Genomic DNA, 20,702 nt, shown 5'->3' with positions numbered 1-20,702 from the left:
CTTCACTATTATTTTTCGACTATTAGTCGGTTTTTAATTATAATTTGAAAATTATAGTATATAAATATTTTCGCCAAGATTAGTAAGGATTAAAAATTGAGTAATATAAATAATACAATATGGATTTAGAAGAATTTTTAGAACATGTAAATAGTGGAAAAACAATTCATTTCCCCTCAGAAGCCCAGGAATTATGTGATGAATTCCTCAGGGAAGCTACAAGAATCAAGATGAAGCTGAACTGTGAGTACCACACTGAAGAGGAGATCAGGCAGATAATGGCCGAGCTGACCGGACAGGAAGTTAACGAAACATTGAATCTCATTCCCCCATTCCATACAGATTGCGGAAAAAACATACATATCGGCGAAAACGTATTCATCAATTCCAACTGCACCATGCAGGACCAGGGCGGAATATACATCGGCAATGACGTTTTGATTGGTCATAACGTTTGCCTTTTAACATTGAATCATGATTTTGACATTGAAAAAAGAGCTGAACTGCATCCAAGCCCTATACATATCAAGAACAAGGTCTGGATAGGCTCAAATGCCACAATCTTACCTGGAGTAACAATTGGCGAAGGTGCCATCGTTGCAGCTGGAGCAGTTGTCACCAAAGACGTTGATGCCAAAAGCATAGTTGGCGGAGTACCTGCGAAACTCATCAAAAAAATTGAATAGCAAAACCGACTCCCATCACCTGCAATATAATTAAAAAGAGATTCGATTAAATTAATGTTCGAAGTATTTCTATGAAAATAATGAAATTCATCTGCTGAATTTTAAAAAGAAAGTTGAAACATCAATAGTTTTAACAGGTCAATCTATATCAAAAAATAAAAAAAGTAGAAGATTTATTTTTTAAATCTTCTAATAGGTATCAATATCAGGGCTAACAACAAAGCCGTTAATGGATTTCCAGTAGCTTTCTCATCTACATGAGGTTTTGGAACTGTCTTTTGCTCATCATCAACCTCTTTGGATTTTTTAGTCACATTCTCTTTCTTAGGTGTTACCTTCTTGAGAGAATAATTTGTTTCAATTGTGTTGTTTGTATCGGGTTCAGGAATGTTTGGAGCTTTATTACCTGCAACCTCAGTTGTGTTTGTAGAATTTGAAAGAGTGGTATCGTTGAAACCTGCAGTAACAGTATTTGAAAAGTTTCCAGCTTCAGTGGCTCTAAATATGACTCTGAAACTAGCCGAATCATCCACTTCAAGAACTTCGGATAAGGTAAACACATGCTTACCATCTTCATTTACGCTATGCTTCCAGGTTCCCACCTTGGAAACATAATCCAAATAAACTAGTCCTGAGTCAAATTCACTTTCACAGACGAAAACGTTATCCAAATTCACATCACCTGTATTAATAACGACTATATCAAACATCACCTGATCTCCAACATTAACGTTTGGAGTTACTGTATTCTTTTGAACGGTCATGTTCGGATTTTCAGCTTCAAATCCTGCAGCACTGTTGGTAACATTCTTATCACCTAAACCGGAGACTGCATTGTTAAGCAGCAAACCCTCCAATGTGACACCGAATGTCAGGATAATGGATGCTGATTGGCCAGGTTCCAGAACATCCAGATACCAGCGGTGCATCTGCTCATTGTAGGTCCAGTTTCCGATTTCTGATCTCCATGACTGATAGACCAGACCGTCGGAATGTTCCTTATCCTCAACCCAGTTGTCATATACCGGAAGGTTGCCCTTGTTGTTGATAACAAGCCTGTAGTCAACTGTATCTCCAATGTAAACGGTCTTGTTGAGTATGGCCTCCTTAGTGAAAACCTCATCAATCTCTTCCCCGTATGCAAACTTGAAAAGGAACAGGTTTTGCTGGGAAGACGGTGTGACCATTGAAGTGAAGTTGATGTACATCAATGTTCCATTTGGAAGCACTTTACATGCATTTAGGCTAGGAACCCTGAATCCGGAATCATACAGTTCAATTACACTTTTGACAATAGGGTCGTTTGAATTCCAATACTCCCTATCAGTAAATGCCCAGACATAATTGTGGAAACCAGTCCTTTTCAGGTCATCAAAGTTATCAAGGAACCTGTAAATCAAAATTTTCAGATACTCCTTGACAGGCTTGCCGTTGATGGCGTTCTTGATGAGATCTATAGAATCGTCATACACCCCGGTATATGGATTGCGGTTGTACAATTCAGAACAGAATCCATAATATCCGCTTTTTGTTTCCAGCATATGCTGAACATCATGAGAGCCTGTAATTTCAACACCCTGTGTTTCAGGGTTGTAAACATCATCATCCCCCGTATTGTTTTTCAATTCTGAGTGGTAGGCAATGTAGATGGAATCTGCCCTAGTTGCCGTATTATCGGCGAAAATTGAATTTGAGATATCAGATGCGTATGAATATATGGCTCCACCGAATGATGCATTGTTATCAAAGAATCTTGAATTTGTAATTGTGGAATAACCGATACTTGCAGCACCACCATAGTTGTTTGCGGAGTTGTTTACAAATTCACAGTTGTTTATTTTAAAGCGGGATATGGCATCGATTGCCCCTCCACCATAGATAGCATGATTGTTTGTGAATTTTGAATCATATAAGCTGGAGGCCGCTGATTGGACATAAGTCTGATGAGCGGTATCATATGCAAGATATGCTCCTCCACCCATGTGAGCAGAGTTGTTATTGAACGTCAGATTGTATAATACGCCATTTTGTGCATTGAAGAATAATCCTCCTCCGTAAGTGGAAGCGGTATTGTTTTCAAAAACTGTATTGAAAACATCCCAATAATGGCCTAAAATAGATGCTCCACCACCATGAGCATTTGTAGCGGAGTTATTGATAAATCTGCAGTTTTTCAAATCTCCATAAAATCCCCCACAGTAAAGCGCACCACCACCTGTTCTGGTTTGGACATTGTTTGTGAAGTTACATCCATCAATTGTAGTGCCAACACCAAATATATATACCGTTCCACCATCCTTATAAGGATTATCTGGATTTGGAGCAGTGCTGGCATAGTTATGGTCAAACAATGAATTGATTATCTTTCCATAATTTCCATATAAATATATTGCCGCACCCACCTCATGATTAGCCACGTTATTTATAAATTTACAATCCTGAACAGTAGGACGATTTCCCTGCAAATAAAGGGCTGTGGCACCGCTACCGACAAGGTCCTTAAATGTGGAATTGATTACCTTAAAGTTAGATCCGGTAACATAAATCCCAACCCCAACATCACCGTTGGCATGGGTGAAAGTAATATTGTTTAAGAGTACATTGGATCCGGAAACGCTGAAGATTCTAGATCCGCCATTAGCATCAATAGTATGACCGTTACCATTAATAGTAATCTTTTTGTTAATACTGATTCCATTATAATAGCCGCTAGTGCGCGTATAATTCTTATTTAAGGTAATAGTGCTTTCAGCAGGAGCATCAGAAATTAATTTAGCCAATTCAGAGAAAGTTCCAACTGAATCATCTGATAAAACTTCTGAAGTTCCTTCCTGGCCCAAAACTGGAGATTCAACATCAACGGCCTCTTCGGTATCGGCAGCCTCATCAATGTCTTCTGAAGTAATGTTTTCCTGAGCGCAGACCGCCCCTATTGAGATGAACAATACCAATAACGCAATTATCAATAGCTTCGTCTTTTTAATCACTTGTTTTTCACCTCCTTTTCAGTTTATAACTATACTCAAGACAAAAAACATATAGTATCGTTATGTTTGTTTTACATGATATATAAAGTTTAAAGTTTACAGATTGATTGAAAAAAAATAAAAATGGTCTTAATTATTCAAATTTTCATATTAATAATGAATAAACTTAATATAATATCATAAAAAATAGAAAATATTTAAAATAAAATAAAAAAAAGTAGAAGATTTATTTTTTAAATCTTCTAATAGGTATCAATATCATGGCTAACAGTAAAGCCACTATTGGATTTCCAGTAGCTTTCTCATCCACATTATGTTTTGAAACTGCTTTTTGATTATCCTCAACAACAGTGCTTTCATGGATTTCAGAGTCCTTCTTATCATCAGTAGTTTCATCGTGAGTTTCCTCATCGGTTTCCTCAGGAGATCCCACAGGAGTTTCCTCAGGAGATTCATCAGGAGTGTCCTCAATAGTTTCCTCCTCTGTTTCATTGTTTTCATTACCGGAAGCTGTTGGAGTCACATTGCCTATAACATCAGTTGTATTTGTAGAATTTGAAAGAGTGGTATTGTTATAACCTGATGTAACAGTGTTTGAAAAGTTTCCAACATTAGTGGTTGTAAATATGACTCTGAAACTAGCTGAATCATCCACTTCAAGAACTTCAGACAGGGTAAACACATGCTTACCGTCTTCATTTACGCTATGCTTCCAGGTTCCCACCTCTGAAACGAAGTCAACATAATCAAGCCCTGAATCGTATTCGCTTTCACAGACGAAAACGTTATCCAAATCCACATCACCTGTGTTTGTGACAACTATTTCAAATTCTGCCAGATCGCCAACATTTACCTGCGGAGTCAATGTTTTCTTTTCAACTGTCATATTTTTGACGTATGCTGTGAAACCGTCACCGCTTGTTGAAACATTGACCACACCCAGACCTGAGGTTGCGTTATTGTAGAGCAAACCTTCCAAGGTCACACCGAATGTTAAGATAATTGACGCTGATTGACCAGGTTCAAGAACATCCAAAGTCCAGCGGCCGGTCTCTTCATTGTAAGTCCAGTTTCCGACTTCAGATCTCCAGGTTTTATATACCAGACCCTCTGAATAATCCTTATCCTCAACCCAGTTTCCATAAACCGGAGATGAACCCTTATTGTTGATTACAATCCTGTATTCAACAGTATCACCAAGATAAACTGTTTTGTTTATCAATGCCTCCTTGGTCAAGGTTTCATTGAGGACGTCCTCATAGGAAAACTTGAAAAGGAACAGGTTCTGCTCACCTGCCGGTGTAACCAATGATGAGAAATTGAAATACATGAGAGTGCCGTTTGAAAGCACTTTGCATCCGTTTTCGGTGGATACTCTGAGTCCTGAATCGTATAACCTTATTACTTCACGTACAACAGGGTCGTCTGAATTCCAATATTCCCCGTCAGTGAATGCCCATACATAATTGGAGAAGTCATAATCATGCAAATCCTCGAAATTGTCAACATAATAGTATATCAGGATTTTAAGATAATCTCCAATAGACTGATGGTTGATTGAATTTTTAAGTTTCTCCATAGAACCGTCATAGACCCCATTATATGGACTTAAGTTATATTTTTCTGAACAGTATGCGAAATAGCCTTGGTCTGTTTCCATCAATCCGCGAATATTGTGTTGATTACCTACCACATTGCCAGGGAAGTCATCGTCATATAGGAATACATCGTCATCTGATACATCATTGCCCCTAAGACTTGATGAATTCAGAATATAGATTGCATTTCCGATTTGTGCTGAATTGTCAGCGAATGTTGAGTTAATGATATCTGAATCATGGATATATGCAGCCCCACCAAATATGGCGCTGTTGTTCTCAAGAGTGGAATTGATCATACTCGCATGGGTCAAGCTAACTGCACCACCATAATTTCCTGCAGTATTATCTTTGAATTCTGAATTTTCAATTGTTGCATGTGATGTTGCAGTGACACCAGCACCTCCATAACGGGCGGTGTTGTTGTAGAACCTTGAATCTCTGATGTGTCCGTTGGAATAACTGTTCGGATTAGTATCTGAGTAAACCATATACACTCCCGCACCTGATGCTGCATAACAGTTGACAAATGTGGAATTGTTTATCTCGCATCCTCTGCCTGAGGTTGTATAGACTCCTCCACCGAGGTGATTACATTTATTGGAATCAAAGTAACAGTCATTGACTTTAGCATTTGGAACACCCATCAATGCAAGAGCACCACCTGCATACTCCGCTTGATTATTTTCAAAGGTAACGTTTTCATATAAATCATAGTAACCGTCTGAGTATATTGCACCTCCTGTAGGGCCTGTTACTCTATTTGACGTAAATTTACTGTTCTTAACAGTTGAATAATAGTTCCAATAGAAATATATCGCACCTCCGTAAGCTTCAGCCTCATTCTCCTCAAAAGTCGAATGAACTACTGTTGTATAGGAAGCTCCTGAAAAAATTGAACCACCATATGTACCTGAATTATTGACAAATGAAGCGTTGTTGATTTTTAATCTAGCTCCCCCTACATATAATGCTCCACCACTTGCACGGCCTTTATTAGAATCAAAAACGGTATTGTTTATCAATCCATCAGCCCCAGAAAAGTAAACTGCACCACCATGCCCTCGGTTGGTAGTCCAGGCATCATTTGAAGTGAAACGGGAATTATCTATTACACTTCCCTTACCTCTGACAAGCACCGCACCGCCTGAAGTGTCTGCATGATTGTCATTGAAGTTACAATTGGTTATTTTAGTATAATCTGCATTGCTTAAAACAGCTCCTCCAGAACCTGCAGAACAATTTGAGAAATTACAGTTGTTTATTGTAAAGTTTTCGAATTCATTTGCTCCAATTGCTCCAGCTGATGATGCCTTTCCATTGATGAAATTAATGTTGTTCAAAATAACGTTGGATGAATTGACGATAAATATTCTGACAGATTTTGAAGCGTCAATAGTGTGGCCATTACCATTAATAGTTATAGGTCTGTCAATGACAATTCCACCCTTAGCAACAGAATCCGCAGGAGAATACTTATAGTCTGCATTTAATTCAATAACATCATCAGTACCATTAATCAATTCGGACAAATCATCAAAGGTTCTAGTTTCAGGATCAGCAGCTATGGCATCATTTACAGCATCATCAACACTTAAGGCGTCACCCTCAGTAGCATTTTCATTTGCACAGACTGTAGCCATTGACATCAAAACTAAAAACATGGATAATATTATCAAAGTCGTCGCTTTTTTCACTCGTTTTCACCCCCTTTTAGATTTGTAAACTATACACGACAAAAATATAGTACATATATTTATGTATAATATGCATATATAAACTTTACATTTTTAGTGCATATCCACAAATACTTGAATATGCCCTCAACTTAATTTTTAAAAAGCAAGATACATTCATGAAAAATAAGAATAACTGAATATTTAAAATATCGATGATTAATTAAAAATATATATTATGCGAAACATAGTTAAATATAATTTAAAAAGGACTGTTTTATTATGTTATCAATTAATCAATGTTATCTGGATTTTGTCGATAAAATCCTAAAGACCGGAAAGGAAACATATAAGGACTCCAATCATCACTTGTTGGAAAGCCTTGGAAATTTCTATATAATCGACGACCCCCTCAACCTAAAGTTCAGGGCAAAATACCAAAACTACACTACAGACATGATGTTGGCAGATATCAAGGCAGGCAAATTTGATATGGAAGGAAACCCAATCAAAAGCGATGCTTTATACAACTATGTGCAATCTGTGGATGACCCTGCAATCATCAACAACACCCAAGGATTCGTTTATACCTATCCTAATCGTATCTTTGCCCATTTTGATGTTGACCAGTTTGAAACCATGAAAAAGAGAATTCTGAATGCAACAGGTTCAAACCGTGCTGTGGCAGTTACAATCAACCCTGTGGAGGATGCCGAAGAGGAGGACATTCCATGCCTTCAGTTCCTTCAATGCCTTGTCCGTGACAATGAACTGACAATCCACTGCATCTTCAGAAGCAACGACATTTTCGGAGCATTCTACTCAAACATGTTTTTCATTGCCTATTTGGGCCTTAAGATGAAAGAGGAAGTCAACAAGGAAATCGTTGGTGAAAAATTAAACTTCGGAGGAGTGCACTACCACTCAACTTCCGGACACATCTACAATACAGACATAAAGGCTGCACGCCAACTAATCAAAGCGAACAAATAAGGATTATACTATCCTTATACTATTTTTTATTTTCAGTGCTCCATATTTGGAAGTTATTGTGTATTTTCCCTTTTTATATTTTTTAGTAATCTTTAAAACGGCAATTCCCTTCTTATTTGTCTTGACCTTATAGGTTTTTCCCTTGAACTTGAAGGTGATCTTCTTATTTTTCATGACCTTGCCTTTGGAGTTGAGAAGCTTTGCCTTGAACTGGATGGCTTTTGATTTTTTGACCTTGATGTTCTTGGTGACAATTGTTGATTTTACGGTTATCTTGTTTGACACCTTAAAGCCTTTGTATTCAGCAGCAATAACATATTTTCCAGGTTTTTTAGAAATCTTCAGGGAAGCATAACCATTCTTGTCAGTATATGCATAGTACTTTTTACCGCTGATTTTGAATGTCACCCTGAGATTTTTGGCAACCTTTCCATAATCGTCGACCACCTTGACCTTATAAGATTTGCCTGCACCATAATACATCTTCAGATCCTTGTTTTGAGTTATCCTTTTGACTACAGTAATCTTTTGAGTCATGACTTCACCGGTTGCCGGATTTGTGACTTTAACTGTATAGGTTCCAGGCTTTAAATTGACATTTAGGGAAATCTGCCCGTTTGCGTCACTATTCAATTTATAGCTGATGCCATTGAAAATCATTTGAATCTGCTTATTCTTTAACGGATTTCCCTTGGAATCCCTTAATGTTGCGGAATATTTAGCGTTGAGGACATATTTATTTGAATTGAACTCAACAGTTGATTTTATATTGACATATGTATTTTTTGATGATTTTATGTACTCATCATCACCGATGAAATCAATGTCTATTGCATAGCTTCCGCTTGGAACTGCAAGATTGAATACTGCCTTTCCCTGACCATCAGTTCGCTTCTTGATTGTTTTGCCGTCGACTGTCAAATAGACATCCCTATTGGCAACAATGTTGCCGGACTCGTCCTTCAAAATAACTGAATAATCACCATTATAATAAAGTGATGTGCCGGATACCTCAATTTGGGTTTTTTGATGAACGATATTGAATGTGCCCACAAGGTTATCTGACTCATAAATTGAACTGACCAATTCAATTATATAGTTATAAGAACCCTTTTTGAGATTTATAAGCTCGCTTCGCACATATGATTCAGTTGACGAATATGTGTAATTATCATCATTGACCCTAAGTTTAATAACAAAGCCACGAGGAGAATCTTTAATTCCAATGGCCAAGTAGGCATTATCTTCAACAATTGAAATGTCCAAAGTCAAGTTCACCTTCATCTTTGAAACAGATATGGTTTCGCTGTAAACGGATGAGTTATAAATGGCATTGTCATAGAATGTGACATAAATGACATTGTCTCCGCTTTGCCTGAAAGTGTGGTTAATTCTGGCGGTTCCATTCACAACACTTAACTTAACCAATTCATTTGACATGTAAAATGCAATTGTTCCATATTCCACAGGGTTGTCATTTAAATCCAGGACATGCGCAACGATGCTTACAGGATTGTTGGCCTCAGTTGTTGTAATGTCAAGAGAGATTTTTGTGTTGATAAGTGACAGCTCAACTGATTCAATAGCATGGGACGGATTGTAGTAGAACAAATCATTATACTGGGCATCTACGGTGAATTTTAGAGGAGACACTATAAGATCCGCTATCTTAGCGATGCCGTTGACTACATCAACACTATATTTTACACCCGCAATGTCAAAGACAACATTACCGCATTTTACAGGATTGCCGTATTCATCCACAAGATTTGCAGTGATGTTTATCGGATTATGTCCTGCTGTGACGTTCAATGTCATGGTTGTATCAAGCAACGGATTTCTTAATTCGGCCCGAGCCATGGCAGGATTATATCCTACTTGATCAAATTCAGCTGTGACATTAACTGATTCAAGGTCGATCTCCATTTTGGCAATGCCGTTACTTATTGCAATGACATATGTTTCTCCGCCAACATTAAACCTCACATTGCCTGATTTGACAGGATATCCCCATTGATTCAGGACATTGGCAACGATTGTTATCCTGTCTGAGGTTTTATTTTCATAAGTCATTGCGACTGTAGCGTTTATCGGATTTAAAATGGTGAATGCCTTGATGCATGCCACCTGTGATTCATAGGTGTGTTCTGGATATTCCCAGGTTATATTGAACATGTCTCTCCATGTTTTACCATCATAACTGATGTATGAAATGTTTTCATGATAAAAACGATTATTTAAACTAATGGCTTCAGAAATCGGGACCCCCGCATCTCCATTGACAGTGATTTTAAACATTATTTCAAAAACATCCCCAACATTCATCGCTATCAGCTGGCCCAGGTCCAGAGTGCAGTAGCCCGCATGTGAATCCCCTGATTTTATCAGCTTCAACATGTCATTGACTTTGACTGTCAGCTCCCAATGGGTGTATTTTTCAAAGTATGTTGAAACCGCCGCCAGGTATTCGCTGTCTGTTGCTGTGAAAATATTTTTGTACCAAACTGTCTTTGTGGTATTGAAAAAGTAATCTGTTTTAGCTATATCATACTGGTAGTTTTTATCATATTTCATTGTGTCATTAAATATAAATGCATATCCTCCATCATTTTTGCCTGGTTTGAGGCATGAGTTGTCGAAATATGAAATGTAAAAGTAACCAGTATTGCCCCATCCGTTGCCCCAGCTGTTCTTTGCTATCCATGCACCTTTGCCCGGAGCACCTGACATCTGAAAATTATCATCCCATCCCACCAGCTCAACGGCATGGTCGCAGGGAAGATTTCCCCTATAGCATTGCACATAATTATTGGCGCTGTAATCATAATGAGCTATCATATAAATAGGTGTGTATACACCGCCATAATCCCTTATGGCCCTTTTGATTTCATCATTATCGTTATAGCTGGACCTTTTCAGGAACAGGATATTCTGAACATGCATAATGCCGTCCAACATAGGTGACAAAACAGTGAATCCATTGTATTCATCAGAAGCATCGAGAACAGGACCCAGCCAACTAGTCAGATAGCTGAAGCCCATATTGTCATAGCCGCCCTCATTGGTTTCCATTGACCATCCGTAATGGGAGTAGATGGATGCCAAATTCTTCATGTTTTCCTCAGACAGATCCAGTTCATCGCCGGAAGCCTTCAATATTGCTGATTCAAGAGTGGCCAATGAGGCAAAAGCCCAGCAGTTTCCTCCGTCCTGCTGATTTTTAGCTGGAGTAACATAACCTTCATCAACAGAACTGTAATAGCTAGGAAGTGGAGAATCGTCAATTATATGATTGTACAATGTATAGTCACCGCTTAAAAATATTGCAGACATGTTGTCCTGCCTATACAAATCATCAAACTCAAAAGCGGTATTGTTAATGTATGTGATATTCCTGAAATCATAATTATTATTGGTAAGTGAATAGAATGCGCCTCCAACCAGAATGGCTGAATTGTTAATGAATGAAACGTTGAGGACATCAAGAAGATATGAATCGTCCACAAACAGTCCCCCACCATTTCTGGCATGATTTTTAGATAATTGTGAATCCTTAATTGTCAAATTGCCGTATATTTGATAAATGACTCCTCCCTCATAAATAGCAGAATTATCAATGGCATAAAGATTATTCAATGAGACATAAGATTTTAAAATAGCAAAAGCGCCTCCGAAAGTGGCACTGCACCCGGAAACATTTAAATCCTCACCTGCAAATGTTCCGGATTTGATATAGACTGCCCCTCCGGCATCCTTAAGTGAAGTGTCATTGATGAACTTGGAACGCTTGATTGTAATACTGGAGCCTTTGGAATAGTTTGGCTCTGCTGCAATGGCTCCGCCGTAATTGCGTGCAGTGTTGTTTATGAAAACACAATCGGTGATTTCCAGAATTCCTCCTTTAACATATATTGCCCCTCCACAGCCCGCGTAGTTATTGATGAATGTGCAGTTTGTCAGATAAGCATTATTATTCTCGTTGACGCAATAGATAACGCCTCCCAAACTGTTTCCGAATCCGCCTGATTTGGTTGCTGTAGAGTTGGCGAAAATTGCATCTGAAGCTATCAGATTACCTTGATTCAGTATGTTCAGATTACAGAGAGTTACATTTGCTAAAAAAAGGCGTTCATCCACACGCAAGGTATTCCCATTACCGTTGACAATTGTTTTTGAAGCGTCCTGACCTATTATGGAAATGTTTTTATGGGAAGTGATTTGGGAAAGTTCATATTCCCCATTCTTAAGATGAATCACTGAATTGTCAAGTATCCTGCCGTCACGCAATTCCCTATAAGGATCATCGGCCGTTCCTTCGCCATGGTCATTTGTGGCATTGCTGTCAAAGTAGACATCATCAGATAGGATTTGGGTATCTGAGCTGGAGTCAAGGCATACCGTACCGTTATCCGCTCCAAAAACAGATGGAACAATAAATAAAATTAAGGCTATTGAAAACAATAGCAATAATCTTTTATTAAACACCAAATCACCTATCTTTTAATTTTAATTGTGTTTTTAACATTTAATTTGCCGTAGCTTGTTGTAATGGTATATTTTCCAACTTTGTATTTTTTGGTAATCTTTAATGTGGCAATTCCTTTCTTATTTGTCTTGACCTTGTAGGTTTTGCCCTTGAATTTGAATGTGATTTTCTTATACTTTAGGATTTTACCCTTATTATTCAATAATTTAGCATTAAACTTGATTGTCTTTCCCTTTTTGACATTGATGTTTTTGGTAATCAATGTAGATTTGACTGTAATCTTATTTGATACCTTGAATCCTTTATATTCGGCAACGATTGTGTATTTGGCAGATTTCAATGAGATTTTAAATGATGCATAGCCGTTGTCGTCAGTTGTCCTTGTGTACTTTTTATTGTTTATTGTGAAGGTCACCTTAACCCTTTTGGCGATATTTCCGTTATCATCGAATACCCTGACCTTATAGTATTTGCCCGCACCATAATACATTGTTACCGCTTTATTTTCAGTTATTCTATTAATGACTTTAACGGTTTGAGTTTTTGACTCATTATTAATAGGATTTATGATTTTTACTGAGTAAATGCCCTGATTTAAGGTTATATCAACATTACCCACACCATTTGCATCAGTGATTATCTCATACCTTTTAGATCCGATAGTGACTAAAACTGTTCTCTTATCTAATGGATTTCCATAATTATCCAATAAAGTGAAGGAATATTTGGAATTATATGTTTTTGTCGCATCACTTGACAGCACAGTGGTCTTTACGGTAACATTTGCTGATGAATCTGATGAACTATAATAATTCTCCATTCCATTAAATGTCACATAGACATAATTTAAACCTACATTCTTAAAGCAATAATTCAATCTGGCTACTCCGTTAACCACATCAACAACATATGGTGTTTGGTCAACAATAAAAGTGACATTGCCCATGTTTATGGAATTGCCGTATTGGTCAGTGACGTAGGCTGTGATGACAACAGGATTATACTCATTATCGATTGCCAATGTGATATTTGAATCTATCAAACTAACATCGAACTCACGATAAACTTCAGAAGAATTATAATAATACTCAACACCGTTGTACACAACAGAAACATTATGCAATGCGGCTGAAAATACTCTGGAAAAGCTGACTTCCCCGCCAGTTAGATTTAGGGTGAAAACCTCACCATCCAAAATAAATGTGACATTGCCCTCGGTTAATGCATTGCCAAATTCGTCACTTACATTTACGCTAATGACAATAGGGTTGTGAATATCGCTGATTGACAAATTAACATTTGTCCTTATCAGACTAACATCAAATTGTCTGAAAGTACTTGATGAATTATAATAATAAATTGAATTGAAAACGGCTGAAACATTATGTTTGCCTATTTTGAGCACTTTTACCAGTGATGCAGTTCCATTGACAACATCTATTGTATAAGGAACGCCATCAATAGTGAATGTGACGTTACCATAATCTATGACATATCCATGCTCATTAACAACATGTGCAGTAATGTTAATCGGATTATGCTCATTAATTTCTAAGGAAATTTGGGTATTCATCAATGATGTATTAAATTCAATGTTATCCTGTGATGAGATGTAACCTGCATTGTCGTATACTGCTGAAACTTCATATTCATCGAGACTCAACGGTATTTTCAGTGTAGCCCATCCATTGACAACGCTTACAACATAATCTTTAGCGTCAATAGTGAATGTGACATTTCCTCCTGTTACCGGAAGACCATATTGATTTAAAACCTGGGCTTCGATTTCAAACATGTCGGCAACATTTATGGAAAGTTTGGTGGTTGTGTTGACCTCACTCAATATTGTAAATGCCTTTATGCAGGCCACCTGTGTTGCATAGGAATGAGTTGAATATGCCCATTCTAAACCGTAGAAATCAGTCCAGTTTTCACCGTCATAGCTTATGAGTGAAATGTTTTCATGGAATAGCTGCTTATTGATTGGAGCGCCTGATGCAATTATATCCTCTGAAATCGGAACGCCTGCCTCATTATCAACTGTAATCTTGAATTCGACTTCAAAGACATCTCCAAGATTAAGCGGAATGAAGCTGCTCAATTCAATTGTGGAATAGCTAGGAGTTGCAGTACCTGATTGGACATGCCTTAAAACATTGTTTACATATATTGACAGCTCCCAAACAGTGTTCTTTTCAAAATATGTTGAAACTGCAGACAATAATTCATTGTCAGTTGCTATGAATTTGTTCTTGTACCAGACTGTATTGGATTCGTTTAAAAAGAAATCTGTCCTTCCGCTGACATCATACTGGTAATTCTTGTCATATTTTATAGATTCATTGAACAGGAAAACATATGTGGAGTAAGGATTGTTTAAAGGAGCCAATGACTTGTCATAATATGAAACATAATAATATCCATTTTCACTACCATAAGCCATACCCCAACTGTTCTTGATTATCCAGGCCCCATCGCCCGGAGGGGTAGTTTTAAAGTTATTCCTTGAATAGTTGTCATCCCATCCGACAATTGCCACGGCATGGTTTGCCCCCTTGTCAGACCTGTTCCAATAGATATTCTTTCCATTTCTGTACACGTCAGTTCCATCGGAAGATTGATACCAGTGAATGCTTGTTGAAACAGCACCATAACTCATTATTGCCCGTTTGATTTTATCATTATCTGTATAGCCGGTTCTTTCTAAGAACAGAATATTTTGAACATGGAAAATGCTGTTCAAGACTGGAGACAATACCTCTCCTATGATATACCTGTCCTGAGTTTCATTGACAGGTCCAAGCCAGCTTGTAAGATAAGCATGACCCATACGGTCATATCCTCCAGTGTTAGTTTCCATTTGCCATCCATAGCTTGAAAAAGTAGCCATCAGGTCTTTCATATTCTCTTCGGAGAAATCATAAGGGGTTCCGGTTGCTTTGAGGATGCATGATTCAAGTGAAGCCAATGAGGCAAATGCCCAGCAGTTTCCATTGGATCCCTGGTCCCTGACAGGTGTGACCAAGTAATATTGCCTCAAATCATAGCTTGCAGGCAAACTGGAATCATATTCAGGCCCGGAGCGTATAATCATGTAATTTTGAGAAGAGTTATAGTTAAGATTAATCGCTTCACATTCATAAACATCATTTTCAAGGCTTGCAGTATTGTTGAAAAATGAATTCATTAGGGACTCATTGAGAACAGAACCGTGATTCAGATTTCTGCTGATTGCTGAGTATACTGCACCTGCAATGCTTACTGCAGAATTATCTGTGAAACTGTTATTGAATGGAATGAAATTATTTACCTCATCAACAAATAGAGCACCACCGTCTTTTGCAGAATTATTGATGAAAGTGGAGTTGTTAAGGGAAAGTGAACCGAAAAGCGCATAAATTGCACCTCCACCATACTTTGCATGGTTGTTTCTGGAGGTAACATTAACCAAGTTCATATTTGTATAGACTGAGGTTACCGCTCCACCCATTATGGATGTGGAATTGATAATGGCAACATTTCTTCCAATGAATTCAGCTTGACGAAGATAAATTGCTCCACCATACCTTTCGGCGTAATTGTTCACGAATAATGAGTCAACGATTTCCAAACTGCCCGTGTTGATGTTTATTGCACCGCCAGAGGTAGCGTGATTATTCGAAAAGGTACAGTTATCAAGATATACACGGCTATTTAAAGTGGTACTTACAGATCCTGTTGTTGAATCCCTGAAAATCACATTTTCAGCAGTGATGACTGCACTTGAATAGTCGGAAACGGCAAGGCTGACTAAAGTCAGATTCTTAAGAGTAAGTGAACTTACAGCACCAAAACCTACATTATTATTATATGTGATTACAGTGTTTTTGGGATTTTGACCTATGACAGTCAGGTTTCTACTATTAATCATGGAATCCAATTGATATTCGCCATCATTTAAATAGATTATGGAATTATCCTTAACTCTACTTGAGGCGAGCTCCTTGTATGGATTGTCCTGAGATCCGTCTCCAGTATCATTTTCAACATTAGCGTCGAAATAATACTCTCCACTTATCACATTACCCTCATCACTTACTTCCAAAGCTGTCTGGTTGTCCATAGCATATGTTGCAGGTATCAGAATCAACAGACACAATAATGAAAATAATGCAATTATTTTATAATTTTTCAAGCCATTTCCTCCGTTCAACAATTTAAACATGTGAAAATCGTGAAACGATTTATAATATTTCTATATTTGGCTTTAATAATATAAATACTTGTTTAGAAAAAAAGGAAAAATTTAATTAATGAAGTTAAATTGCTCTTCATTAATTAAAAGATAATTTATCAATTCGGATGAATCCAAATCCTCACTGTTCAAATCGACAGCAGTGATTTGTGAATTATGATATGTCCTGTAATACAGGATTGCCCTGTTTGTGTTGTAGCATGAAGTATATATGGTGTACTCGTACAAATCAGGATCATCTATGAAAGTGCAGCCATTCTGCTGCTCTACTGAGCCAAGTATATGGAAAAACTGGCCCACACTGCTTGCCTCATCGCTGTCGGAGTATGAGTTTGCACGGGTGAATGCCACCTTTGCAAATCTTGATGCTGAAGACAAATCCCCCGGAAGTCCGATTGCACCCATTCCTCTTGAATACTCTTCCAGATCAACACCGAATGTGTTTTCAGGATTTTTGTTTGACAATCCCCTATAGTTGTTCAGGTAAAACAGCTGCTTATCGAAAGGAGGGTTGTTAGTCAGGACCCCCACTGGATTGTCATAGACCTTCAGGCCGTCTGCCAACGGTTCAACCACTATCGCCTCAATCTCATCGGAAATCATCCAGTGAAGTGGAGACAATGGAAGCTCATCAGCAAAGTTGATGTTAACGAGATTGATTTTATCCAATGCATCACGGGCTTCAGCAACGCTGGAACATGTTCCAAGAAGATATGGAATCAGCTCAAATGGAGTGATATTGACCATATCTTCCTCAAATTCCCTGTAGACTGCATTACCAGCAAAGTTCAGACCTGCAATAGCCAGGCCCTTTTCATTGCATGCATCATAATACAATGGATATCCGTCAATACCTGCAGCTATCCCTATTATTGCATAATGGGTTTTTATCGAATCGATTTTCCTGAACTCGAATTCAAAGTTTCTGGGAGTTATTGTAACCCTTTCATTATATGATATCTCATAGTCAAAATTACGACCAAAATAATGGTCATCGGTTATGTAATTGCTTGCAGTACACATTATTTCACCTCATAAAAAATTTGAATATTTCAATGCCCTTTGCTTGATATCAGCAAATGTATCATCAATCATCAGTTCGCCATCCCTAAAGACTGTCTGCAGACAATCCTCGCCTTCGCTATCAATTGAAACTGTTTTGAATGAATTATTTTCTCTTATTAACTTAAATCTTCCTGTCTTTGATTTTTTGCTTGAATCAAGGGGGTTTTTGAATATGTCATGCCATACGCCGTCGCGCAATTGGGCGGAACATTTGAAGGCATTCCTTTGGGTGTCACGATTGACTGCAGTGTGCAATCCTCCTCCCATACCGAATATGATGTTCTGCGCTGCCCATCCGGCAGATTTCATGGCAAAGAGAATATCACGGATTTTCTGATAATTGAGACCGTCACCCCACAGAAGTCCGATGTTTAAATCAAATACCTTATATCCCTTGTCGGTCAAATGGCTTCCAAAGCCTTCGGAGAGCAGATTCAGACAGTCAATTGTTGTGGATACAGGTTCACCGCTATCCGGCCTGAATACAACCTTGTTATCTTCGCCATCCAGGAAATTCAAGATGGCCTCATTCAATTCTGTTCCTGATTTTCCGGCCTCTTCGAGGAAATTCCTGTAGTTATATGAATCTATAACCAATGACAGGACTCCATCCTTTGCATTATCGATGACATTCAGAATCTGTGAAATTTCACCTTCAGGACCTAAAGAGGTCATCACGCTGTGTTCTGTTGCCTGAACTGAAAACCCATATAAGTTTGAGTCATTGTAATAGTTTTCAGGCATAGCCAATGCCGCAATGGTGTCGGTTCCTGAAAAGCTGAGCAGATGGGCGGATCCGGAAAGCATTGATGATTCGGTTGAAGTCGCTCCCCTGTATCCGAAATCATGAAGCATGAAGTCAAGATTATCCTTTACAGACCCTGTCACCTCAAGATAGAAATTGCACAGCTTTCTGACCTCTGCTGAAAGAGTTGCAACAGTTGAAGGATACCAGACCTGCAATAGAAGAGGTTCGAGGTAATTAGGCAGCCAATATGACTTATCATCAGTGTTTTCGACTGTCATCAGTGCATTGCCCACATCAACCGGAGTACCTTCTGCAACTGCCTTTATTTCAATCGGCAAATATCCGTCATGTTCATCCAAGATATATTGCCAGCCATCCCTGTTGAAGATATCCGGACCTATATGATTGGCAATCAGGTTGTCTGCCTCGTCAATCTTTTCCTGAGTGACAATCTTTCCTTCAAGATATTTTTTAATGATATATTGAAGTCCGTAAAAAATTGTTTTGTTAAACTCAGCACCTACTCTACTTTCAAGGTATGAATAAATCTTTTCAGTGCCTTTTGGATAGAAATAGTGATGAGTTACCTTATAACTGTCTGTTAAAAGACAAATATTATTTTCTATCATAATATCACTTTTTAATAGATATTAGATAGTCGCATAATATAAATGTTACGAAAAAAAAAAAGAAAAAAGAAAAAAGAAAAAAGAATCTAGATGTAACTAGTATCTTGTTTTCTAAAGTGTGCTTGTGGGTGATCGCATAATGGGCAAACTTCTGGAGCTTCTTTTCCATAATGAATGTATCCACAGTTGTTACATTTCCATGCGATTTCTTCATCTTTCTTGAACACTTTACCTGCTTCGATTTTATCGGACAATGCGTTGTATCTGTCTTCGTGTGCCTTTTCGGTTGCACCTGCTGCATCGAATAATGCTGCAATGTCATCAAAGCCTTCTTCACGTGCGGTTTCTGCAAATTCTTTGTACATTACGGTCCATTCGTGGTTTTCACCTGCTGCTGCATCTGCAAGGTTGGTTAAAGTGTCAGGTACTCCTCCACCGTTCAATAATTTGAACCAGATTTTAGCGTGTTCCTTTTCATTGTCGGATGATTCTTGGAAAATTTCTTTTATTTCAACGTAACCATCTTTTTTAGCTTGGGATGCGTAAAATTCATATTTTACACGTGCTTGAGATTCACCAGCAAGTGCTGCTTTTAAATTTTCTTCGGTTTTAGATCCTTTTAAATCTGCCATTTTATCATCTCCTTTTGTATAATATTAATCATATGATATTTATAGTTTTAGTTACCAATAAGTAACAAATTACCAGGTTAGAACTTCCCTATCGATTTTAAAATCCTCATATGAGATATAGGCCACATTCCTGTCGCCTTCAAAAATCTTCAATGCCAAATCCTCTTCAACGCTTGATATATAATCCTTAAGCTCCTCATAGGCATTCCATTTAATCGAATGCTTCATGAACTGGTTTGCGGGAAATTCCCATCTCAGGTTATCTCCCTGATAATACTGGATTATTCCCTCGGCATACTCCTTTGCCTGCTCGTCAAACAGGTAGTCTCCATCAACCAGCCCCCTTATTGATACGTCAGTGTGGCGAGGGTGTCTGATTAAAAATATGACCATTTTGTTCATTGAATCACAAAATTAAAAAAAGAAAAAAAGTTAAAGAGCTTATTTGAAGTTGGTAGCTCTTTCTTCGAAGTGTGCTTTAGGAAGTCCGCATACAGGACATTTTTCAGGTGCGTTAGGTCCTGAAAATACGAATCCACAGTTTTCACATTTCCATTCGATATCTGCTTCTTTGTTGAATACAGCATCGTTTTCAACATTTGCAAGTAAGGTTCTGTATCTTTCTTCATGTTCTTTTTCGATTGCTCCTACTTTTTCAAATAAGAATGCAATCATTGGGAAACCTTCTTCTTTTGCGGTTTCTGCGAATTCTTTGTACATGGAAGTCCATTCTTCGTTTTCACCGTCTGCTGCTGCGTTGAGGTTTGCTATTGTGTCTGGAATTTCTTCATCGTGTAAAATTTTGTACCAGATTTTAGCGTGTTCTCTTTCGTTTTTGGAAGTTTCCATGAAAATATCGTGGATTTGAACGTAACCTTCTTCTTTTGCTTTTGCAGCAAAGTATTGGTATTTAGTATGTGCTTGGGACTCACCAGCAAAAGCTGCTTGTAAGTTTGCTTCAGTTTTTG

11 protein-coding genes are annotated in these 20,702 nt (G+C 38.0%); 2 read left to right on the top strand and 9 right to left on the bottom strand.

Annotated elements, in window-relative coordinates:
- Nucleotides 1–119: 119 nt before the first annotated feature.
- Complete coding sequence (locus ACJMML_RS08755; RefSeq protein WP_405306938.1) at nt 120–686, top strand: sugar O-acetyltransferase; 567 nt, start codon at nt 120–122, stop codon at nt 684–686.
- A gap of 173 nt (nt 687–859) precedes the next feature.
- Here ACJMML_RS08755 and ACJMML_RS08750 read toward each other — a convergent pair whose 3' ends face one another.
- Both ACJMML_RS08750 and ACJMML_RS08745 read right to left on the bottom strand, forming a co-directional pair.
- Entirely contained in the window at nt 860–3,673 is a 2,814-nt protein-coding gene (locus ACJMML_RS08750; protein WP_405306937.1) for a pectate lyase-like adhesive domain-containing protein, read from the bottom strand.
- Nucleotides 3,674–3,899: 226 nt separating this feature from the next.
- On the bottom strand, nt 3,900–6,968 hold the full coding sequence (locus tag ACJMML_RS08745) for a hypothetical protein (RefSeq protein ID WP_405306936.1): 3,069 nt from the start codon (nt 6,966–6,968) through the stop codon (nt 3,900–3,902).
- A gap of 261 nt (nt 6,969–7,229) precedes the next feature.
- Here ACJMML_RS08745 and ACJMML_RS08740 point away from each other — a divergent pair, with 261 nt between their 5' ends.
- Nucleotides 7,230–7,940: a thymidylate synthase gene (locus tag ACJMML_RS08740; protein WP_405306935.1), complete on the top strand. Its 711-nt coding sequence runs from the start codon at nt 7,230–7,232 to the stop codon at nt 7,938–7,940.
- Nucleotides 7,941–7,943: 3 nt separating this feature from the next.
- Here the strand turns inward: ACJMML_RS08740 and ACJMML_RS08735 are convergent, their stop codons facing one another.
- The 7 genes from ACJMML_RS08735 to rbr (ACJMML_RS08705) all read right to left on the bottom strand — a co-directional run.
- A complete protein-coding gene (locus tag ACJMML_RS08735) occupies nt 7,944–12,425 on the bottom strand; it encodes a C1 family peptidase (RefSeq protein ID WP_405306934.1) in 4,482 nt (1,493 codons plus the stop codon).
- Between the two features lie 8 nt (nt 12,426–12,433).
- Entirely contained in the window at nt 12,434–16,630 is a 4,197-nt protein-coding gene (locus ACJMML_RS08730) for a C1 family peptidase (protein WP_405306933.1), read from the bottom strand.
- 81 nt (nt 16,631–16,711) lie between these two features.
- Nucleotides 16,712–17,683 carry a choloylglycine hydrolase gene (gene bsh, locus ACJMML_RS08725; RefSeq protein ID WP_405306932.1) on the bottom strand — a complete coding sequence of 324 codons (972 nt, stop codon included), beginning with the start codon at nt 17,681–17,683 and terminating at the stop codon, nt 16,712–16,714.
- Nucleotides 17,684–17,692: 9 nt separating this feature from the next.
- Nucleotides 17,693–19,102: a nicotinate phosphoribosyltransferase gene (locus ACJMML_RS08720; RefSeq protein WP_405306931.1), complete on the bottom strand. Its 1,410-nt coding sequence runs from the start codon at nt 19,100–19,102 to the stop codon at nt 17,693–17,695.
- Between the two features lie 86 nt (nt 19,103–19,188).
- Nucleotides 19,189–19,734 (bottom strand): rubrerythrin, encoded by a 546-nt coding sequence (rbr, locus tag ACJMML_RS08715; RefSeq protein WP_405306930.1) that lies wholly within the window; start codon nt 19,732–19,734, stop codon nt 19,189–19,191.
- Between the two features lie 69 nt (nt 19,735–19,803).
- Nucleotides 19,804–20,136 (bottom strand): hypothetical protein, encoded by a 333-nt coding sequence (locus ACJMML_RS08710; protein ID WP_405306929.1) that lies wholly within the window; start codon nt 20,134–20,136, stop codon nt 19,804–19,806.
- Between the two features lie 39 nt (nt 20,137–20,175).
- Nucleotides 20,176–20,702: rubrerythrin (rbr, locus tag ACJMML_RS08705; RefSeq protein WP_405306928.1), on the bottom strand; the 527-nt coding region annotated here is incomplete at its 5' end.

Origin of the sequence: Methanobrevibacter sp. (assembly GCF_045130115.1) — an archaeon.
Classification (GTDB): domain Archaea; phylum Methanobacteriota; class Methanobacteria; order Methanobacteriales; family Methanobacteriaceae; genus Methanocatella.
Note: the sequence above shows the minus strand (reverse complement) of the source record. Positions and strands in the feature narration are given on the sequence as shown.